General features: G+C 42.4%; 14 protein-coding genes. 7 read left to right on the forward strand and 7 right to left on the reverse strand.

Going from position 1 to position 22,565, the window contains the following annotated elements:
* The first annotated feature begins 234 nt into the window (after positions 1 to 234).
* Positions 235 to 945, forward strand: a complete 711-nt coding sequence (locus tag ORI98_RS00905; RefSeq protein WP_306133890.1) for a FlgO family outer membrane protein — start codon at positions 235 to 237, stop codon at positions 943 to 945.
* Entirely contained in the window at positions 942 to 1,394 is a 453-nt protein-coding gene (locus ORI98_RS00910) for an LPP20 family lipoprotein (RefSeq protein WP_261298061.1), read from the forward strand. The genes ORI98_RS00905 and ORI98_RS00910 overlap by 4 nt, the downstream gene beginning before the upstream one ends.
* A 93-nt stretch (positions 1,395 to 1,487) precedes the next feature.
* Here the strand turns inward: ORI98_RS00910 and ORI98_RS00915 are convergent, their stop codons facing one another.
* Both ORI98_RS00915 and ORI98_RS00920 read right to left on the reverse strand, forming a co-directional pair.
* Positions 1,488 to 2,414: a DUF6268 family outer membrane beta-barrel protein gene (locus ORI98_RS00915; protein WP_306133891.1), complete on the reverse strand. Its 927-nt coding sequence runs from the start codon at positions 2,412 to 2,414 to the stop codon at positions 1,488 to 1,490.
* A 130-nt stretch (positions 2,415 to 2,544) separates the two neighbouring features.
* A complete protein-coding gene (locus tag ORI98_RS00920) occupies positions 2,545 to 3,183 on the reverse strand; it encodes a TetR/AcrR family transcriptional regulator (protein ID WP_306133892.1) in 639 nt (212 codons plus the stop codon).
* Between the two features lie 213 nt (positions 3,184 to 3,396).
* Between ORI98_RS00920 and ORI98_RS00925 the strand changes: the two genes are divergently transcribed.
* The 3 genes from ORI98_RS00925 to ORI98_RS00935 all read left to right on the forward strand — a co-directional run bounded on the left by ORI98_RS00925 (position 3,397) and on the right by ORI98_RS00935 (position 9,971).
* Positions 3,397 to 4,527: an efflux RND transporter periplasmic adaptor subunit gene (locus ORI98_RS00925; RefSeq protein WP_306133893.1), complete on the forward strand. Its 1,131-nt coding sequence runs from the start codon at positions 3,397 to 3,399 to the stop codon at positions 4,525 to 4,527.
* Positions 4,524 to 7,595, forward strand: a complete 3,072-nt coding sequence (locus tag ORI98_RS00930; protein ID WP_306133894.1) for an efflux RND transporter permease subunit — start codon at positions 4,524 to 4,526, stop codon at positions 7,593 to 7,595. Before ORI98_RS00925 ends, ORI98_RS00930 begins: the two co-directional genes overlap by 4 nt.
* Before the next feature lie 369 nt (positions 7,596 to 7,964).
* Entirely contained in the window at positions 7,965 to 9,971 is a 2,007-nt protein-coding gene (locus ORI98_RS00935; RefSeq protein ID WP_261298066.1) for a methyl-accepting chemotaxis protein, read from the forward strand.
* Between the two features lie 515 nt (positions 9,972 to 10,486).
* On the opposite strand, the gene cydX is transcribed toward ORI98_RS00935, so the two are convergent.
* Genes cydX through ORI98_RS00950 form a run of 3 tightly spaced genes read right to left on the reverse strand, consistent with a single transcriptional unit; the run spans position 10,487 to position 13,330 of the window.
* A complete protein-coding gene (gene cydX, locus ORI98_RS00940) occupies positions 10,487 to 10,603 on the reverse strand; it encodes a cytochrome bd-I oxidase subunit CydX (RefSeq protein WP_188841058.1) in 117 nt (38 codons plus the stop codon).
* Between the two features lie 15 nt (positions 10,604 to 10,618).
* A complete protein-coding gene (gene cydB / locus ORI98_RS00945; RefSeq protein ID WP_261298068.1) occupies positions 10,619 to 11,758 on the reverse strand; it encodes a cytochrome d ubiquinol oxidase subunit II in 1,140 nt (379 codons plus the stop codon).
* A 15-nt stretch (positions 11,759 to 11,773) separates the two neighbouring features.
* Complete coding sequence (locus ORI98_RS00950; RefSeq protein WP_261298069.1) at positions 11,774 to 13,330, reverse strand: cytochrome ubiquinol oxidase subunit I; 1,557 nt, start codon at positions 13,328 to 13,330, stop codon at positions 11,774 to 11,776.
* Between the two features lie 1,037 nt (positions 13,331 to 14,367).
* Between ORI98_RS00950 and ORI98_RS00955 the strand changes: the two genes are divergently transcribed.
* The gene (locus tag ORI98_RS00955; RefSeq protein ID WP_306133895.1) at positions 14,368 to 15,570 is read left to right on the forward strand and encodes an IS256-like element ISSde5 family transposase; all 1,203 of its coding nucleotides are present in this window, start codon (positions 14,368 to 14,370) and stop codon (positions 15,568 to 15,570) included.
* 227 nt (positions 15,571 to 15,797) lie between these two features.
* Here ORI98_RS00955 and purL read toward each other — a convergent pair whose 3' ends face one another.
* The gene (gene purL, locus ORI98_RS00960; RefSeq protein WP_306134059.1) at positions 15,798 to 19,679 is read right to left on the reverse strand and encodes a phosphoribosylformylglycinamidine synthase; all 3,882 of its coding nucleotides are present in this window, start codon (positions 19,677 to 19,679) and stop codon (positions 15,798 to 15,800) included.
* A 427-nt stretch (positions 19,680 to 20,106) separates the two neighbouring features.
* Between purL and mltF the strand changes: the two genes are divergently transcribed.
* On the forward strand, positions 20,107 to 21,552 hold the full coding sequence (gene mltF, locus ORI98_RS00965) for a membrane-bound lytic murein transglycosylase MltF (protein WP_306133896.1): 1,446 nt from the start codon (positions 20,107 to 20,109) through the stop codon (positions 21,550 to 21,552).
* Between the two features lie 450 nt (positions 21,553 to 22,002).
* Here the strand turns inward: mltF and tadA are convergent, their stop codons facing one another.
* Positions 22,003 to 22,554 (reverse strand): tRNA adenosine(34) deaminase TadA, encoded by a 552-nt coding sequence (tadA, locus tag ORI98_RS00970; protein WP_306133897.1) that lies wholly within the window; start codon positions 22,552 to 22,554, stop codon positions 22,003 to 22,005.
* Between the last annotated feature and the right edge of the window lie 11 nt (positions 22,555 to 22,565).

A 22,565-nucleotide genomic window follows, 5' to 3' on the forward strand; every position in this document is an offset into this window, starting at 1 on the left:
CTGTCGTCTGCATTGCAAATCCGCCATTTTACGGTGATTGCATCGCTCTATAACTAAGAATCAAGCAATAACTATGCCTAAACGCTAGGTGAGGCGTGAGTCTTTGGTTTCATCACAATCAAGCTATAAAGTTAAAGTAGTCAGATAATCGCTGTAAAGAAAATCGCTTCAATGCCGATAAATAGTTATTAATCGAATTGCATTGCTTTTTAACCTAAAGCGAAGGAATAACTCATGCAGCAAAAGTACCCTATTCTCGCGCTGATGCTAACCACAATTGGTCTTGCTGGATGCAGTAACGCAGTCAATCAATCACATAACTTGGACTATGTTCAAGATGGGCAACATATTGGCTATCAAGACCAAAATAACATGTACCAGGAAAAACTGGTTTATGATGTTAACGCTTCAGGATTAGCCCCAAAAGGCCAGTTGAATGTTTGGGCAGAAAAATTAGTCAATGAACTGGTGTTACAAAATGATGCATTAAGACCTGATCAACCCTTGCTTGTTACTACACCTGTAATGAGTGATGATTTTAATCAAACCAATGAATTAGCCTTGCAATTACAACAAAGTTTACAAGCGGCTTTTCATGCCCATGAATTTAACTTGGTTGATTTGAATGTTGCTAATTCGCTACGTGCAACAGATCACGGTGAACTTATTTTAAGTCGTAATTGGGAGCTACTCCCTACCGATTTACCCGTGTCACATGTGCTAGTTTCAACACTCAGTTTAACTAATGAAGGCGTAAGCTTTAACGGCCGCGTGGTAGATGTAACTAATAATCGAGTGGTTTCAGCGGTGCAATCGTTTGTAGCAGGTAAAAGCTTATCTGGATACGTATTGCCAGCCAATAAAGTACAAACCCGTGGCGGCATTATCTACCGTACAGAAAACACCAAAGAGAGTCGTTTTACCGTTTTAGGAGATGAGCAATGAAAAATATAATGCTATTTATCGCATTAAGCTTATTGATGCTGGGGTGTTCCAGTAATGACAAATACGTGCAATGGGAAACCGAGCCACCGAGTCATTTTCCTAAAATTACTGCAGTAGGCTATGCGCCGTTAGCGACTCAGCCGAGTGATATTCAATCACATAAAATGCTTATGGCGATGCAAGCTTCTAAGGTTGCGGCATATCGTGAATTAGCAGAGCAGGTGTATGGGCAAAAAATTGATGCGGTAAGCAATGTGAGTGAGTGGCTACTGACTAATGATAGTGTTAAGTCATCCGTTAGCGGAATTATTCGCGGAGCTAAAGTCGTTAAAACCTACCCTTCTGGCGACTTTTATGTCACTGAGCTTGAGCTAGATTTCAAACAGGTTTGGCATTTGTATGAACAGCAAAATCGTTCAAAACGGATTAAAGATGTCACTTACTTTTAGATGATGAACCGACAAGAAACGCCGCGAATTATCGCGGCGTTTTAGTTTATGTGAAGTTCAATGAGGGACTTATACCCCATTGGACAATCAAGATTAGAATTTCACTTTAAACGCAAGCGCTGCCGCGGCTTGATTACTGATGTCTTCGCTAAGTTGTGGATTGCTAAGTTCTATGTCGCCATTAAAGTAATAGCCAGCATAAGCATTTAAACTAACACTCTCACTGATATTCCATCCAGCGCGTAAAAAACTTACCCACTCTTCAATCTTAATCGCCTTGTCGTCATTTTCGATTAAAAAGCTTTCCGTTCGACGAGAGCTGCCAACACCAAAATTCCAATCCTGTGATAACTCGTAAGTTAACTCTAAACCCGCAGGGCCACTAAATCCGGCCTGAAAAGGGTTAGCAAGTACCCACTTGTCAGTAATTTGCCAGCGAACAGCTAAATAAGGCACGGTGCGGACTTCAGTAATATCATTCAAATACGCTACACCTATGCCAAGCATATTTCCCGATTCAAAACGGTACATACCCGAAGCAACTACACCGTAACTTTGTGCATTAGATGAGGAAGCGGTATTGGCATAAGCATATTGAAGTTTTGGGGCAAATAAGAAGGTCCAATTATTATCTGGGCGATAAATTAACGATAAACCTGCGCTGTATTGATTTATAGTTGACCAAGGTACATTACTGTTTATTAGTGGGCTTTGTTGATTAACACGCCAGCCGTAATCAAGGTTTTCATAGCCGATATTAGCCCCAATCATCCAGTGCTTATTAAGTGGCATAGCAGCAGAAAGCTTAGTGATCCAAACATCTCTTTTAAGCTCATTACCATTTTCCCCCACATCGGCGGATTGCACTGAAGTGCGAGCAACGTTCAACTCAAAAGGTGAGCGTTTACTCGCCTGTGCATTCATGCTGCTTAAACCAACGGCGACAACAATGATTGGCACAAGCTTAGATGTAGACAGCAAATTTCGTTTTTGAGTTTGTTGATAAAAAGCACTTGTCATTAATTGCATCCCTTCAGCTTAATTGATGTTGGATTATTTATTGGTAGAACAATACGTCACACTATACAAACTAGTTCAAAATTATGAAGCTTTATCAAAAATGGCATTTAATTTAACAAAATGTCACACACTATACACGGTGCGCCCTTAAGAACATTAAGGCCGTCTCTTTCAAATAGCTCTGCCTTTTAGGAAGAATATCTGCCGTTGATAAGCCTAATTCTAAACGCATTCGCAGCTCACCAAATAACATTAAGCTCAATCTCACTGCACTGTCGTGTGGGTTTTCGAAATAATACTGACCATGCTGATTAACTTTACCTAAATATCCTTTTACTAAATTCAAAATATGTTTCGGGCCAGCATTATAAAATAATTCAGACACCTCAGGATGAGTGTCGGACTGGGCAACACAGGTTGTAAATACCCTAATCGCCTCTTCTGAAACAATCATTGCACCAAATTGCTGTGCAAAAATAGTCAGTACAACCTCTGGTTGAGAAGCATCCACTAATAGGTTTTCAGTGAGTTGATGCACCACACATTTTGATTCTATTGATGCAACAAAAAGATCGTCTTTAGAGCCAAAATGGGAGTATACCGTTTGCTTAGAAACCCCTGCATGTTTAGCCACCTCATCCATACTGGTATTGGAAAAACCTTGATGGCAAAAAAGCTCAATAGCCGAATGAAGGATCTGCACCCGTTTTTGTTCACTTTTCGATAATGTTGCATCCAAATTTACAGCTAGCACATGGTCTTCTGTCATCTTTTACTCGTAGTGTTTTTACTTATATTCAACATTTAATACTATTTAATCACAAAATAGACTAGACAGTCCAGTTTCATATAATTAGACTAGACAGTCTAGTTTAACATTAGTGTTACATTGCTACGTTACATAGCCGAATAAGCATTTTCTGCTATGGATTAATAAGTTGTTTGCATCACGTATAAATTATTATCCTAATGGGGTACAAAAATGGAATATCAATCGATCGGCCAAGTGCGACTATTAATGGTAGGCCTATGCAGCTTACTGGTAGTTAGCGGTTGTGGATCTGAAGTAAAACAACACTCTGAGTCGGTTAGTTATCAAACCGTAGCAACCACTGCCCTCACGCCGTCGGAATATTATCAACACAAACAAACCTATACTGGCACTATTCGCTCAGCTAATACCACGGGTATTGGTTTCGAATTAGCAGGTAAATTAAATAGTATTCAAGTGGATAGTGGTGACAGTGTCACCCTGGGACAAACCTTAGCATCCTTAGATACTGACCTTTTACAGGCCGAGAAACAACAGCTTGAAGCCAGTTTGCAGCAAACAAAAGCAGACTTAGATTTAGCTGAAAACACATTAAAGCGTACCCTTAGTTTAAAAGATAAAAACTACGTTTCTGAGCAGCAGCTAGACGAAACTAAACAGCAAGTCACAGGTTTAATCGCCAACCGCCAACGACTCAATGCAAGCTTATACGCTACAAACTTAAAACTTGAAAAATCGATATTAATGGCACCTTTCAATGGCAAAATCAGTAAACGTCACCATAACCTAGGTGAAGTGATTGGTTTGGGTAGTCCCGTATTTACCTTAATCGGTGATGATCAGCAGCTTGCTTATATTGGTGTGCCTATTCAAGTGGCATCTAGCTTGAAAAACAATCAACAAGTGCCGATTCGCGTTGGTGATAAAACCCTTAACGGCAGTATTGCCGGAATAAGCGCCGAAGTTGATGCTATCACTCGTACTGTGCAGTTAAGAATTAGCCTGCCCAAAGATGCTGACGTATTAAATGGTGAAATCGCCTATTTTGAATACCAACAGGATATTCCGGTTGCTGGATATTGGGTGCCAATTTCCGCCTTAACCGATGGCGTAAGAGGATTGTGGAATGTTTACGTATTAAATAAACAAGCTGATACCAGTGGTGTAAATCACTTCAGTATTGAACGTCGTGACGTTGAAATTATTTATACCAATCAAGATAAAGCCTATATAAAAGGCGCATTACGCAATGATGACACCATTATCATTGAAGGGTTACATAAACTGGTCGTTGGACAAGTTGTAACGCCTGCGACCACCGCTGTTGCGGGGGCCATATGATTAAAGCATTTTTAGAAAACGGCCGTCTAACCAGTTTATTTATCGCTCTGTTAATTGTGGCGGGATTTGGTGCGATTTCCAGTTTACCGCGCACAGAAGATCCGCACATTACCAATCGTTTTGCTTCAGTGATTACCCATTACCCTGGCGCTTCAGCTGAAAGAGTAGAAGCATTAGTCACCGAAGTATTAGAAACACAACTACGCCGTTTAGAAGAAATAAAACTTGTTCAATCGACTTCCCGCCCGGGAATATCAGTTATTCAGCTTGAGCTGAAAGATACCATCACTGAAACTGAGCCAGTTTGGTCTAGGGCGCGTGATTTAGTGGCCGATGGTAAGCACTTGCTTCCAGCTCAAGCGCAAAATAGCACTCTAGATGATCAAGTTGGCTATGCCAGCACGGCGATTCTGGGGGTAGTGTGGGCGGATGATTCGCCGGTAAGAAGTGATATTTTAAACCGTTACGCCAAGGAGTTGCAAAGCCGGATCAGACTATTATCAGGCACTGATTTTGCCAAGCTTTATGGCGCGCCAGAAGAGGAAATTCTCGTAGAGCTTGATGGGAATAAAATCAGTCAGCTGAAACTGACCCCTGGGGTAATTGCACAAATTTTAACAAATGCTGATAGTAAGATTTCAGCCGGTGAAATTAACAACCAGCAATTTCGCGCGTTAGTTGAAGTTTCTGGCGAGCTTGATTCGCAAAGTCGTATTCGACGAGTGCCGTTAAAAGTAGATGAATACGGGCAAATTATTCGCCTAGGCGATGTGGCAACCATTAGCCGCCAATCCAAAACGCCGGCTAGCAGCATTGCGCTGATCAACAGTCAGCAAGGTGTGCTGATTGGCGCGACCATGCTTAACAGTAATCGCGTTGATATATGGCAGCATCAAATAGAGCAAACGATTGACACCTTTTCACAAAATTTGCCAGCCAATATCAAAGTGCAATGGTTATTTGATCAGCAAGGTTACACCAGTGTTCGACTCGGCGATTTGGTCGTTAATTTGCTGCAAGGCTTTGTGATTATTGTTGCCGTATTAATGCTGACCTTAGGGTTGCGTAATGCATTAATTGTGGCGTTATCATTACCTCTTACTGCCCTATTCACTTTAGCCTGTATGAAATACACAGGTTTACCCATTCATCAAATGTCGGTAACGGGTTTGGTTGTCGCATTAGGCATTATGGTAGATAACGCCATTGTTATTGTTGATGCGATTGCCCAGCGCCGCCAACAAGGTATGAGTAAATTAGAGGCCGTATCTAAAACACTACATCATTTATGGCTCCCGCTTGCCGGCTCAACGATTACAACTATGTTAGCCTTTGCGCCAATAGTATTAATGCCAGGGGCGGCGGGTGAGTTTGTCGGCGGCATTGCTATTTCGGTCATGTTTGCGCTATTGGGCTCTTATATTATTTCCCATACCCTTATTGCAGGGCTTGCAGGTCGTTTTAGTCGAAGCGAGCCAGCTACCGCCTGGTATCAACAAGGCATGGCTTTTCCTCGAATAGGCCGAGCCTTTAAAACCAGTTTAGCGTTTGCACTTAAACGACCATTATTAACGGCGCTTGTAGTGGGCGTTCTGCCTATGAGTGGTTTTATGGTGGCAGGTAAAATGACCGAACAATTTTTCCCGCCATCAGACAGGGATATGTTCCAAATCGAAGTGCATCTGGCCTCACTGGTAAGTATAGAAAATACTCGCCAACAGGTTGCCTTGATTGATAAAAAGCTTCAAAACCTTGCCGAAATAAGCGAAGTCACCTGGGTTGTTGGTGGTAATACACCATCATTTTATTACAATCTGACTCAACGTCAGCAAGGTGCAACTAACTATGCTCAGGCAATGGTGAAAGTCACTGACTTTAACACCGCAAACAAACTGATCCCCCTGTTACAACAATCACTTGATGTTGAATTTCCACAAGCACAAATTCTAGTAAGAAAACTGGAACAAGGTCCCCCCTTTAATGCGCCTGTCGAACTCCTTATTTACGGACCGAATCTGGACATGCTAAAAGAAATTGGCGATCAAGTGCGGGCACTATTAATTGCCACACCCGACGTTATCCATACCAGAGCGACGCTGTCACCAGGCGCGCCTAAACTATGGTTACAAGTCAATGAAGACGCAAGTTTGATGAGCGGTTTAAGCTTAACTGATATCGCCAATCAGGTGAAAATGGCCACCACAGGCATCATTGGCGGCAGTATTTTAGAGCAAACGGAGTCGTTGCCTATTCGTGTGCGTTTAGGTGATAGCAGCCGCGAACAAGCTACGCGATTAGCAGAACTTAACTTAGTCTCGCCAACAGGCACTGGGATTCCATTATCGGCATTATCCTATAATGAAGTCAGTGCCAGTCGTGGGGCGATACCCCGTCGTAATGGTGAACGAGTCAACACCATTGAGGCATATATCACCAGTGGCGTATTGCCAGCTCAGGTGCTTGATGATGTGAAATCAAAACTCAATAACATTGCGCTACCCTCTGGATACCATATTGAAGTGGGCGGAGAAAGCGCTAAACGCAATGAAGCCGTTGGTAACCTAATGTCTAACCTCGTTGTAGTTATTACCCTATTACTGGCTACTGTGGTGTTGTCATTCAACTCATTCCGCATCACTGGCATTATTCTATTCAGCGCGATTCAGTCTGCCGGATTGGGGTTATTAGCCGTATTCGTGTTTGGCTACCCTTTTGGCTTTACAGTTATAATTGGTTTATTAGGTTTGATGGGATTAGCCATTAATGCCGCCATTGTGATCTTGGCTGAACTTGAAGATTTGCCCGAGGCAAGACAAGGTAATATGGCAGTAATTATCAATACCGTTAGCAGTTGCGGCCGCCATATTGGCTCAACCACCATCACCACAATCGGCGGTTTTTTACCCTTGATTATTGCCGGCGGTGGATTTTGGCCGCCCTTTGCAATAGCCATTGCTGGCGGTACCTTATTAACCACTATGCTGTCTTTAGTGTGGGTGCCTGTGATGTATCATTTAATGATGAAACCCAAAAAACAGACACTGCTGCCCGACATGCTGCCCGTTTAGCTTCAAAGTACTTACATGATATAAAGAATGACATGATAAAAAGAGTGATATGGCAACATGTCACTCTTTTTTATTCGGGCATCACCCCAAAGTCCCCCACCTTGGCTCTGTTAATTAACCGCATTCAATAAATACTTGATCCCCAACGATGCTTAAATGACTTGATTTAGTCGAGCTATTGACGCGTAACCTTCTCTTATTATCAGTATTCAATTCAAGTTTGACGCAAAGCAGGTGAATGTTCGCTGAGTCAATTTTATTTATTCATTTCTCAAACGAATTTGAGGTTAGCTAATGTGATTTGAGTCAAGGCCTTAACTTCGGATTTGCTATAAATTAACCATACAGTAACTATCCGGAAATATTGTCATGAATTATAAAAATTGGCCGATTGCAAAACAGATCAGCTCGCTTGCCTTACTGTCATCCATTGCCATTTTTGTGGCGATGTCTTTATTTTCATATCAATCGGCCTCTCACTCGTTAAATGACAAAGCGGTTCAAGCCATTGGCGCGCAAATGCACAGTAATGCCGAACTGATTGAATTGCAGTACGACAGCATGCTTACCCTCGCCAGAAGAAACGCAGATATTCTTCGGACTTTATATCCCAGCACGTTCTATTTAGGTGGCCGAAACGTAAAAGTGCTCAGTGTCAGCTCACCCTCATTGAAACATGGCAATGAGCAAATTAATGCATCACGCAGTAAAGTGGACAGATTTTCAAAACTCACCGGTGGCGTGGCGACAATTTTTGTGCGCGATCAGGATGACTTTACCCGTATTTCAACGTCATTAAAAAAAGCCGACGGTAAACGCGCCATTGGCACAAACTTGGGCACCTCGCACCCTGGATACAAAAAACTGATTAACGGTGAAGAATATGAAGGTTATGCCAAATTATTCGGCCGTGATTTCATGACAATTTATCGCCCTATTAAAGATGTCAGTGGCAAAGTCATAGGTATTTTATTCGTTGGTTTTGATATCACCCAATCGGTTCAGCAAATCCAACAAACCATGAAAAAAATGACCTTAGAAGAGTCCGGCTCCTATGTCATTATTCGAAATTCAGACAAACAAATCATTGCTCATCCTAAATTAACAGCAGATGCCCCTTTTGATGCTGCCTTACTTGATGGATTAACCATTGAACAAGCTTTAACCGATGAACAAAGCTGGTTTTATACTTCGCTAAATAACGATGATATGTTTTCTTACTCAGTCGCCATTAAAGGCTGGAATTGGACCTTAGTGGGATTTGTGCCGCAACAGGAATTGAATAATGAAAGCGTGACTATGTTGCAGCAAAATCTGCTAATTGCGGTAATTGGTATTGTGCTTATTTTCATATTGTTGAGTACGTTAATCACCCGCGCAGTTAAACCACTACAGTTATTAGAGGCCAAAATAGCCAAACTCGGTGAAGGTGATTTATCCCAAACATTTACCGCTTGCGATCCACACAGTGCAAATGAAGTGGATCAAATCACCATTAGTGTCACTCAAATGGCCACCAATCTGGCTGGGCTGATTAAGTCATTACAACAGTCAGTATTAAGCTTAGAAAGTCATGCCAATTTAAGTCAACAAACTGCAACAGATAATGGTAATGAAGCTAAATCATTACTCAATCAAACAGAACAAATCGCTACCGCAATTGAAGAAATGTCAGCGTCAATTAAAGATGTGGCACAAAACTCTGGCCAAGGCGCGATTCAAGCTCAAGAAATTGATAAAGCCTCAAGCGATGGCCATAACCAATTAACACAAGTGGTCAACGATCTGCAATCACTCAGCGAACAACTCACCCAAACCCAACAAAATATTGAAGGGGTAAGTTATGAGAGTCAGGCCATCAGCCAGGTCACTGAGGTCATTAACGGTATTGCCGAGCAAACTAACCTACTGGCATTAAATGCTGCTATTGAGGCCGCAAGAGCAGGTGAACAAGGAAGAGGCTTTGCTGTTGTTGCCGATGAAGTACGATCTTTAGCACAACGCACCCAACAATCAATTAGCGAGATCAGTGTCACCATCAACAAATTACAACAACAGGTCAAACTGACGGCCACACAAATGAACCATTGCCAACAATTGGGGATTAAGTCTGCCGAGCAAGGCGATGATGCCAATACTCAGCTAAGCCAAATTAATACAAATATTGCCGAAATGGCCATGTTCTCCTCCAGTATAGCCAGTGCGACCAAACAGCAAACCACTGTGGCGGATGAAGTATCGAACAGCTTACATTCTATTGCCTCTTTGGCACAAAACAGTGAGCAAAGAGCCATTAAAGCGGTTGACGATGCCGATGTGTTAACCCAATTAGCCGGTAATATTAAACAGCAAATTGGTGTATTTAAAGTAGACTAATATTGTTCTGGATTAACAGCCGTTGTTCAATTTGAGGTTTAAGCAGCAAATTGACAATCGCTAATTAAATGGCCTGAGGCATCTTGCTTCAGGCCATTTTTTGTTTGCATGCCCCCTTTAAGCATTAAGTTCAGCTAATTTATAGACGATGAATTATGCTAGGTGATTGATGCCAAATGATAAGAATAAGTAAAGGTGTTAATCGATAAGGTGAATTGCCCTGCGACTAAAGATCACTGGTTTTTGTTGATAGTGGACGATAAATCTATTTTCAGTGGCGATTAGCAACGCTAGCAGTGATGGCTTTACTGGCAATGGGCTAGTTGTTGACGCAAAACACAACACGGTTATTGGTGCAAATTATCGCCGCTATGGGCTGTTTGATATGCATTGATTATCCATAGCAGTGTTGGAATTCATTAGCGGTTGAATAACCAAGACGCGGCAACATTTATTTAAGCCATAAAAAAACCCCGCAAATAAGCGGGGTTTTATTATTTAACCAACAAAACTCGTTAACTTTCGCTATTTTCTTGGCGATCCATGTTTTCAGTGTTTTCTAACCATAGCGCATTAATAATGCCGAAAGAACAAGCCAGTAATACACCTAATATCCACGCAAAATACCACATAGATGATGACTCCTATTAATAAAGTGAGGTTTTATTGTCTTCAATAAAACTACGATTCAAACGACCATACATCTTGTAGTAAGTCCAAATCGTATAACTTAATACGGTTGGTACAAAGATAATCGCGGCGAAGGTCATCACTTTTAGGGTCATTTGGCTTGCTGTCGCATCCCACATGGTTAAGCTTACATTTGGCTCAAGCGATGACGGCATAACAAACGGGAACATCGCTGCACCACAAGTTAAAATTACGCCTGCAATGGCTAATGAGCTAAATAAGAACGCGAAACCACTGCGGTTAAAGCGGCTAGCAAATATTGCTAACACTGGCATTAATAACCCTAAAACAGGGAATAACATGGTCACCGGATACTTATCGTAATTAGCTAACCAGGCACCCGCTTCAATCGCAACCGTTTTCGTTGTTGGATTAGATGGGCCCGCTAAATCAAGTGTTGAGGTAATCACATAACCGTCAATGCCATTTGCTAACCACACACCGGCAGCTGCAAATAGTACGACTAACAAACCACCACAAATCTGGGTCATGTTAGCGGCACGAACACGTAACTCACCTTCGGTCTTCATTTGTAACCATGCAGCACCTTGCATCATGATCATGCTGACACACACAAGGCCAGTAAGAAGCCCAAATGGATTCAGTAACCCAAAGAAGCCACCATGGTATTTAGCACGTAAAAACTCATCAAAGTTAAACGGCACGCCTTGTAACAAGTTACCAAACGCTACACCTATGATGAGTGGCGGTACAAAACCACCGATAAACAGTGCCCAATCCCATGACTTACGCCATTTTGGATCTTCAATTTTCGAACGGTAATCAAAGCCTACTGGACGCAAGAATAAGGCGAACAGCACCAGCATCATCGCGACATAAAAGCCAGAAAATGACACGGCATATACCATAGGCCAGGCTGCGAATAACGCACCACCAGCGGTAATTAACCAAACCTGGTTGCCATCCCAATGCGGCGCAATGGTGTTAATCATAATACGGCGCTCAGTGTCATCTTTACCTATGATTGGTAATAACGCACCTACACCCATATCGAAGCCGTCAGTGACGGCAAAGCCGACAAACAACACACCGATTAATGCCCACCAGATAAATCTTAAAACTTCATAATCAAACATAGTCAGGTCCTCTGATTAAGCATCTTGGTTTTCAAAGTGATAACGACCAGTCTTCATGCTGCTAGGGCCAAGACGGGCATACTTGAACATCAAGAACATCTCAATAACCAGTAATACTGAATAGAACAAGGTAATTGAAATGATACTGAACCATAAATCAGACACAGTTAAGCTTGATGCTGACATAAAGGTCGGTAATACTTCTGAAATCGTCCAAGGTTGACGACCATATTCAGCTACAAACCAACCACACTCAATGGCAATCCAAGGTAACGGTAAGCCGTATAGTGCCGCTTTAAGCACCCACTTTTTCTCAGCAATCTGATGACGAGTACTTTGCCAAAACGCTGCAGCAAAGATAAACAGCATCAACACACCCGCGCCAACCATAATACGGAATGACCAGAACATTGGCGCGACATTAGGAATAGAGTCTTTCGCAGCCGCTTTGATTTGCTCTTCTGTCGCATCAACTACGTTTTCAGTATAACGCTTCAGCAATAAGCCATAGCCTAAGTCATGCTTAGTTGCTTCAAAGTTATCACGCAGTTCCTGACTGGTATCGCCAGCACGAAGCTGTGTTAAGAATGAATAAGCAATCATACCGTTACGAATACGCACTTCATGCTCGTCAATCAAATCGATAATACCGGTCACTTGCTCATCTAAAGAGCGCGTGGCAATGATACCCATTGCATACGGAATTCGAATCGCATAATCATTTTTCATGGTTTCTTCATTTGGGAAACCAATGGCAGTAAAGGCAGCTGGAGCCGGCTCAGTGTGCCATTCTGCTTCAATTGCCGCTAATTTCACACGTTGTACTTCACCGACTTTATAGCCAGATTCGTCACCCAGTACGATAACAGACAGAATTGACGCCATACCAAAGCTTGCTGCAATCGCAAAAGAGCGACGAGCAAACGGTAAATCACGGCCTTTTAGAATATAGTATGAACTGATTGCCAGAACGAACATGGCACCCGCTACATAACCCGATGCCACGGTGTGAACAAATTTCACCTGTGCAACAGGGTTGAAAATAACTTCAGCAAAGCTGGTCATTTCCATGCGCATGGTTTCATAGTTAAATACTGAACCTACCGGGTTTTGCATCCAACCATTAGCAACCAAAATCCACAACGCAGACATATTTGAACCCAGCGCAACCAACCAGGTTACCGCTAAATGCTGACGTTTACTGAATCGGTCCCAACCAAAAAAGAACATACCCACTAAGGTTGATTCGAGGAAGAATGCCATTAGGCCTTCAATCGCCAATGGCGCACCAAAAATATCACCTACATAGTGTGAAAAATATGACCAGTTAGTACCAAACTGGAATTCCATTGCCAAACCGGTGGTAACACCTAAGGCAAAGTTGATTCCGAATAATTTACCCCAAAACTTAGTCATGTCTTTATATATCTGCTTATCTGTCATCACATAAAGTGACTCCATGATCGCCAGAATAAAAGCTAGGCCCAAGGTGAGAGGAACAAATAGAAAGTGATACATGGCTGTCAGCGCGAACTGCAAACGCGATAGCTCAACTACCTCTTCGATAATCATTGGCGACTCCTTACTTCAGTACAACCAAATGCAAATTAAACAACATACCTGTTGCCAATATGGGTGTTTACTTATTGCCATCCAACCAACGGGTTTAACACCATTAGTTAACAAGGTGTTAAAGCACGAGGTTACAGCAATAAATGACTCGTGTGATTAAAACATGAAACCTGAACAAAAAAATCGCTCAACATCTCATTTAAAGCAAAAGTGTGATCTCGCTTTATGCAAACTTATTCAAAAATAATTTTAAGTACCAATATCAGCGACTTACATTTCAAATAAATTCAGAATACGCAGATTTTATACCATTGAAAATTGACCCAAATCAATCTAAGTTGCAGCTTTAAGTGGGTTTTGAGCATGTGCGCATAATACCACACTTGAGATATTGACAAGTGCATAATTCATTGGTAGGTAAAATTTCATAAATCTATAACGTTCATTACTAATGTAGATGATTAAGCTGTAACTACACCCAAAGCAACGACACCAAAACATTAACAAATTAAGCAACAGATATACTAACCCAAACAAATTACATTTTTCTATTAAAAACAACAACATGAAAAACCACAACAATAAAACAAACCGCTATAACATTAGAAAAACTAATCTTAAATATCATTTTTACTAGTTTGAAAGTTTTCATTAAGCTCAGTATCATACACACATTAAGAAAACGAGTAGCATTTATGCCAAGGAGCCGTTGACTTAACCCTAAGGTATTTAACGTTCTTTGATGAACCAAACAATTGAGAGATGTTGCTATGACTAAAGTATTTGAAAACGTTGTCAACTTATACAAACGTGCTTTTGTTGAGATGTACACCGCTAAAGAAGTGAAGTAAATCACTAACAGTTTATGTTTTGTTAGCGCAAAGCAGTCGTCATCGTGATAAACAATACGATGACTGACACAAAAAAGCCCATTCATAATTGAATGGGCTTTTTTACGCCTGTCTTTTTTGTATTGTTTGCGTAGTGTTCATAATTCTGTGTCATTTCAGTAAACTGTACAAAAACAGGAATGACACATGACTCAACCTTTTAACTTTGAACAAGCCCTTAAAGATCTTCAAGCAGGTAAAAACCTCACAGGCAAAGACAGTATTCTTGGCCCCTTGATTAAACAACTTACCGAAGCGGCGCTTCAAGCCGAACTTGAACAGCACTTGGCTCATGATGAGCAACCTAACCGCAAGAATGGTAAGACGGCTAAGACGATTAAGCACCCGTCAGGCAACTTTGAGTTAGAAACGCCTCGTGATAGAAATGGCTCTTTTGAACCTCAGCTCATCAAGAAGAACCAAACCACGCTCACCGATGAAATCGACCGCAAAGTGCTATCGATGTTCAGCATGGGCATGAGCTACCGCGACATCAATCAGCACGTCGAGGAGATGTACGGCATTAATGTCTCCAGCGCGACCATTAACGCCATAACTGACAAGCTTATTCCTGAGCTTAAAGCCTGGCAACAGCGCCCACTGGACAGCCACTACCCGATTGTCTGGCTCGATGCGATACATTACAAAGTCAAAGAAGATGGCCGTTACATCAGCAAAGCGGTGTACACCCTGCTAGCCCTTAATATGCAAGGAAAAAAAGAAATACTCGGCCTGCATTTATCTGAAAATGAAGGCGCTAATTACTGGTTATCTGTGCTGACCGATCTTAATAATCGCGGCGTAAAGGACATCCTTATCGCTTGTGTTGATGGCCTGACGGGGTTTCCTGAAGCCATCGCCAGTATCTTCCCGAATACAGAGACGCAGCTGTGCATCATTCATCAAATACGCAACTCAATGAAGTACGTGGCCTCGAAAAACCAGAAGGCGTTCATGGCCGATTTGAAGTGTATTTATCGTGCGGTGAGCAAGGAAGCGGCGGAGCTAGCGTTAGATGAACTAGAAGCGAAATGGGGCGAGGCTTACCCACTTGTTATCAATTCTTGGCGCCGTAAGTGGCACAATCTATCGCACTATTTTAAGTATCCAGAGCACATCAGAAAAGTGATTTACACCACCAATGCGGTGGAAGCGGTACACCGTCAATTTAGGAAGTTAACCAAAACCAAAGGGGCTTTTCCCAATGAAAATAGCTTGTTGAAGCTACTTTATGCTGGCATATTGAACGCCTCGAATAAATGGACAATGCCCATTCACAATTGGAGCCTTTGTTTATCTCAGTTAGCGATTTATTTTGAAGGACGTTTAGACAGCGTGCTAGAAATTTAAACTTAGCCTGACACAGAATTTCGAACGCCCTCATTGTTTGGTGATGTTTTCTATCGAACACCAAAGCATCATCGCACTCAGTGGTTTGTTACTCGTCTAAGTGGTTTTGTCTTATCCAGTTCAATATGTACAAACGTATTTCAGCACCAAACACATTCCAAGGTAGAAGGCTTAATAATGAAAAAGGCGACTTAATCGTCGCCTTTTGATGGGATTAAAAGAGGTTACTAACCAATTTTAACACGCGCATTACGGAACATGCGCATCCATGGGCTATCTTCACCCCACTCTTCAGGATGCCATGAGTTGGCAACCGTTCTAAATACTCGCTCTGGGTGTGGCATCATAATAGTCACACGACCATCTGTGGTACAAATCCCCGTTAAACCATTTGGTGAACCATTTGGGTTTAATGGATATTGAGTCGCGATTTGACCGTGGCCATCAACGTAACGCAATGCTATCGTGCCTGAAGCTTCAGCTTTTGCTAATGCATCTGCATTAGCAAACTCAGCTAAACCTTCGCCATGAGACACTGCGATAGGCATACGCGAACCCACCATTCCCTCAAAGAACACTGACGGTGTTTGCTGTACTTCAACCAAACTGAAGCGCGCTTCGAAGCGCTCAGAACGGTTACGTACAAAGTGTGGCCAATGCTCGCTACCAGGAATAATTTCTTTCAGGTTTGACAACATTTGACAACCGTTACACACACCTAAGGCAATGCTTGAGTCACGTTCAAAGAAACGACTGAACTCATCACGGGCACGGGCATTAAATAGAATCGACTTAGCCCAACCTTCACCAGCACCCAATACGTCACCATAAGAGAATCCACCACAAGCCACTAAGCCCTGGAACTCTTCTAAGCTGATACGACCTGACAGAATGTCAGACATATGCACGTCACGGCTTTCAAAGCCTGCACGGTCAAATGCTGCAGCCATTTCAATATGAGAGTTAACACCCTGCTCACGTAAAATCGCCATTTTAGGTGCTGCACCTTTTAATATATAAGGGGCGGCAACATCTTCACTTGGGTTAAAGCCCAATTTAACCGTTAAGCCGGGTGCATCAGCTTGTTGCTTAAGCTCAAACTCTTCTTGCGCACATGCTGGGTTATCACGAAGTGACTGCATACGGTAAGTGGTTTCTGACCATAAAGTACGAAGTGCAGTACGGCTGTTCTGATAAATAACACGCTCACCATCAGTAATCTTGATGCTGTCAGCAGACGCTAAACCACCAATGTTATGACACGTCACGCCTTTAGCTTCAAATTTAGCGGCAATATTTGCGGCATCCGCTTGGCTTACTTGAATAACCGCGCCCAACTCTTCGTTAAATAAACGTTCTAAATCAGTGCCGTTTAGCGCTGCAAGATCAATGTTTAAACCACTGTTACCAGCAAAGGCCATTTCAACTAACGTCGTGAACAAACCACCATCACTGCGGTCGTGATAAGCAATAACCGATTGGTCTGCGACTAGCGTTTGCATGACTTCAAAGAAGCCTGCAAGGTTAGCCGTTTTATCTAAAGTTGGGGCAATATCGCCTAACTCGCTATAAACCTGTGCTAAACAAGAGCCACCTAAACGATTTTGGCCATTGCTTAAATCCAACATTAATAAGGTTGTATCACCTTTATCAGTGCGCAATTCAGGGGTAACGGTTTTACGAATATCTTGCACCACACCAAAAGCGGTGATCACTAGAGACATAGGTGAAGTGACGGTTTTCTGCGTGCCGTTATCTTCCCATGCCGTTTTCATTGACATTGAATCTTTGCCAACAGGAATGGTGATACCCAATGCTGGACATAAGTCTTCACCAATTGCTTTAACCGCTTGATAAAGACCGGCATCTTCACCAGGGTGACCCGCTGGCGACATCCAGTTTGCAGACAGTTTAATGCGCTTGAATGAACCGATGTCTGTGCCTGCAATATTCATGATAGATTCAGCAACCGCCATACGGGCTGAAGCATCAAAATCAAGCAAGGCTAGCGGCGTACGCTCACCCATTGACATGGCTTCACCGCAGTAACTGTCGTAACTTGATGCAGTAACCGCACAATCAGCAACGGGAACCTGCCAAGGACCGACTAATTGATCGCGATTCACTAAACCCGTTACAGAACGGTCACCGATGGTGATTAGAAAGGTTTTATCAGCAACTGTAGGTAAAGTCAGAATACGCTTAACCGCATCAGCTAAATCAATCTTAGATTGATCTAACGCTGGCGATACAGCTTTAGCAGATACCACATCGCGACTCATCTTAGGCGCTTTACCTAATAACACTTCAAGCGGTAAATCAATTGGCTTGTTGTTAAAGTGGCTGTCGGCAAGCGTTAGGTGCATTTCTTCAGTCGCTTCACCCACAACGGCAAAAGGTGCACGTTCACGGGCACAAATATCAGCAAATTGTTGTAAGTTCTCTGGCGCGACAGATAACACATAACGCTCTTGTGATTCGTTACACCAGATTTCAAGCGGGCTCATACCTGGCTCATCAGATGGTACGTTGCGTAAATTAAATACACCACCACGATCACCATCATTAACTAATTCAGGGAACGCATTCGATAATCCACCCGCGCCAACATCGTGAATAAACTGGATTGGGTTTGCATCACCTAACTGCCAACAACGGTCGATCACTTCCTGACAACGACGTTCCATTTCTGGGTTTTCACGTTGTACTGAGGCAAAATCTAAATCTTCACTTGATTGGCCTGATGCCATAGACGATGCAGCTCCGCCACCTAAACCAATGTTCATAGCAGGGCCACCAAGCACAATAAGCTTAGCGCCAACGGTAATTTCACCTTTCTGCACATGCTCATCACGAATGTTACCTAAACCACCGGCAATCATAATTGGCTTGTGATAACCACGCACTTCAACACCATTGTGGCTAGACACCTGTTGCTCATAGGTACGGAAATACCCTGTTAAAGCAGGACGACCAAATTCGTTGTTGAATGCTGCGCCGCCTAATGGGCCTTCAAGCATAATTTCTAACGGAGTGACGATACGATCAGGCTTACCGTAATTCCCTTCCCATGGCTGAACAAAACCAGGGATCTTCAAGTTGGACACGGTAAAACCCGTTAAACCGGCTTTAGGCTTTGAACCACGACCCGTTGCACCTTCGTCACGAATTTCACCACCAGAACCAGTAGCGGCACCTGGATAAGGGCTAATTGCGGTTGGATGATTATGGGTTTCCACTTTCATCAACACGTGCATCGGCTCAGTGTGATAATTGTATACGCCATCAGGATCAGGGAAGAAACGGCCAGCAACAGGGCCTGTCATTACTGCAGCGTTATCTTTGTAGGCTGATAACACGTTATCTGGGGTCACTTCAAAGGTGTTTTTGATCATTTTGAACAATGATTTTGGCTGAACTTCACCATCAATCGTCCAATCTGCATTAAAAATTTTATGGCGACAATGTTCAGAGTTAGCCTGAGCGAACATCATTAATTCGATGTCATTTGGATTACGTTTTAAACGAACAAAGTTCTCAACTAAATAATCAATTTCGTCTTCTGCTAACGCAAGTCCTAACTTAACGTTAGCCACTTCAAGAGCACGGCGACCTTCTGCAAGAATGTTCACACTGTTAAACTTAGCAGGTTCAGTGCGCTTGAAAAGCACTTCAGCACCAGCAAAATCGGTTAACACCACTTCCATCATGCGATCATGCAATAAACCTAATAATTGCTGCTGTTGTGCTGTCGATAACTCAGCTGACTCAACATAATAGGCGATGCCACGTTCTAAACGCTTTACTTTACCTAAGCCGCAATTACGCGCGATGTCTGTGGCTTTGGAAGACCAAGGTGAAATGGTGCCAGGACGAGGCGTGATAAAAACTAATTGTCCTTGCGGGGCGTGGGACTCAATGGCTGGGCCATAGGTCAAGATTCGTTCAAGCTGAACACGCTCATTATCATCTAGTTGTTCAGTTAAATCTGCTAAATGCATATATTCAGCGTAGATACTTTTCACAGGAAGATCTGCGCTATCGCAGGCCTCCATGAGTTTTTGAACTCTAAATGCAGAAAGTGCAGGGGCTCCGCGAATGATTTCCATCACGTCTATTCACCTTATAAATTATATAGGAGGGTCAGAATTGGCGCTATTATAGGGAATTGCACCGTACAAATCACCTGCCATACAGTGTGAAAACAGTGTTTCCTTTTAGGCAAAATATCGTCGTTAATTGCAGTTATTTTCAGGCCAGATATAAAGCTACAGTTTAAGATTTTAAAAAACTGCTGAAAAAGTTCCCCATTAAAAATACCAAGCCAATATCGACGTTAAAACAAAACCAGCCAAGATCTTAACATTAAAAAACGTTCACTTTTTAACCGCGACTATGCGATTTCAATAACACCTGTTAAAATAAGCACCATAACAAGCCCTACAGCTCTGCTATTTGCTCTTTTCTTACTTAGCTTTATAACAGTAATTCTTTTCGATTCTTAACGTTATTTTAGAAAGTAATTCATTAATAATTATGATAAAAAAATTATTTGTCATTTTGTTTGCGGTTACATTACTCGCTTGCCAGCCAGTTGAAACACCACAATCAGAAGACGTTATTTCTCCGGTCACAAAACGTACCGAACTTCGAGTTGGTACACTTTATGGACCGCAAATTTATCTTAACTCTGAAGAGTTAGGAGAGTCTGGCTTTGACTTTGAAATGGCCAACAAATTTGCTGATTACCTTGGTTTACCATTACAGATGGTGCCTTTTACTAACCGTAAGCAGCTGTTTCAAGCTCTTAAAGAAGGTAAAATTGATATTATTGCCGCTGGTATAGCCAAAACCCCCAGCCGTTCTCAACAATTTAAACTGGGTCCGACCATGTATAAGGTAAACCAGGTATTGGTTTACAAAGAAGGCACACCGGAGCCGAAAGATATCGCATCTTTACCGGGTGAAATTACTGTTGCTTCGCATTCATCATCGGTCCATACCTTAACCCAATTACAGAAAAACCATCCGGATCTCGCCTGGAATCAGGTTAACGAGCAAGATTATGACGATTTGTTTGCTTTAGTTGCCAATGGTGATATCAATTACACCATCTCGGACTCTAACAGCTTATTGATCAATCAGCGTTTTTTACCCGAATTGCGTGCGGGGATGATTTTAGAAGAGAAGCTAGAAGTCGTTTGGCTTTTGCCAGCCGATGAAAGCGATCGTTTAATGAGCAAACTGTTAGCATTTTGGCATAAAGAAAAACGCGCTGGAACCTTAGAACATTTAAATGAAAAGTATTTTGGCCATGTAAAGCGTTTTGATTATGTCGATACTCGTGCCTTTATTCGCGCAATTGATAACGTTTTACCTGAATATAGGTCGATGTTTGAGCAATACGCTGGTGATTTTGATTGGCGTAAACTTGCCGCCACCAGTTATCAGGAGTCACATTGGAATCCATCAGCTCGCTCCCCGACAGGTGTTCGAGGCATGATGATGCTAACACGTCCTACGGCTGAATATGTTGGCGTGAATGATCGACTTGATGCTGAACAAAGTATTCGTGGTGGTGCCATTTACCTTAAAGACATGATTGATCGCTTGCCTGAGTCAATTCCTGACAGCCAGCGTATTTGGTTTGCACTAGCTTCATACAATATTGGAATGGGTCACGTGGAAGATGCGCGAAAATTGACGCAATCTATGGGGATGGATCCCAGTTCATGGCGAGATGTTAAAAAGGTATTGCCTTTACTTCAGCAATCTAAATATTATAAACAAACACGTTATGGTTATGCCCGTGGCAGTGAAGCCGTGCATTATGTTGACAGTATCCGTCGTTACTATGACACGCTTGTTTGGGTTGATAATCAATCTAAACAAATGGAAACATTGACGCCAGAAAATGAGGCAGAAGCCGTAGCAGAAGTGAACAACAATCTAACAAAAAGCACACTTTCCCCTAAAGGCTAACCCTTAGTTTTTAGCGTACAGTTAAGAATATGGAGTATTTATGAGAAGACGTTTAATGAGCAATATTAGCTCTCGCAGACGCGTGATGTTGAAGCTGCAAAAAAGACGTATTAAAAACAGGCAACACTCTTTCTTTTCTTTTCAAACTACGGATGCTTAGGCATCCGTTTTTTTATCAAATATGTCGAGAAAACCCCGTGATCCGAGCGCAGCGAAAGTCGCGGGGTAGTTCACCTGTCATTTACCTCAGATAAACGTTAAAGCTAATGTATCGCTATTTGCTTCCAGTATTGACCTTAACCGTGGTTAAGCGATTGATTCATTGAATATATACTCTACCACCTCAACCAAAGATTTTTGATTGATCACCGTGTCATTTTACCCGCCAAGAGTTAGATTATTGCAAGTCAATCCTACGCAGTTAACCTTGAAAATAGCCGCTGAAGATAGTTATTCATCAGTGTTCAGCTGATTAACTGCCCTTGCCTGTTTTAAGGCTTTTATTTCCTGTCTGCGTCGTTTAAAAAAAGCACTTAATTGCGCGCCGCATTCGTCTGCCAACACTCCAGAGGTTACTTGTAACTGATGGTTAAACTGGGCATGTTGTAATAAATTAATCACACTGCCTGCCGCTCCTGTTTTTAAATCATCAGCACCATACACCACTCGCTTAATACGGCCGTGTACTATGGCGCCGGCACACATGGCGCAAGGTTCTAAAGTGACATATAAGGTGGTATCGAGCATACGGTAATTTTCTAAAACCTGCCCCGCTTGGCGAATGCATTCCATTTCAGCATGGGCGGTGGGATCATGATTTAGGATACTTAAGTTAAAGCCACTTGCGATCATCACATCATCTTTAACCAGTACAGCTCCCACAGGCACCTCGCCTTTAAGTTCTGCCTGCTCGGCCAATTGCATAGCAACGGCCATCCACTTTTGGTCGATTGCTTGCTGTGCTATATCAAGGGGGTCTGTCGTATGTTCGCTTAAAGTCACTTGCCTAACCT

Origin of the sequence: Shewanella sp. ULN5 (assembly GCF_030731885.1) — a bacterium.
GTDB classification, from domain to species: domain Bacteria; phylum Pseudomonadota; class Gammaproteobacteria; order Enterobacterales; family Shewanellaceae; genus Shewanella; species Shewanella holmiensis.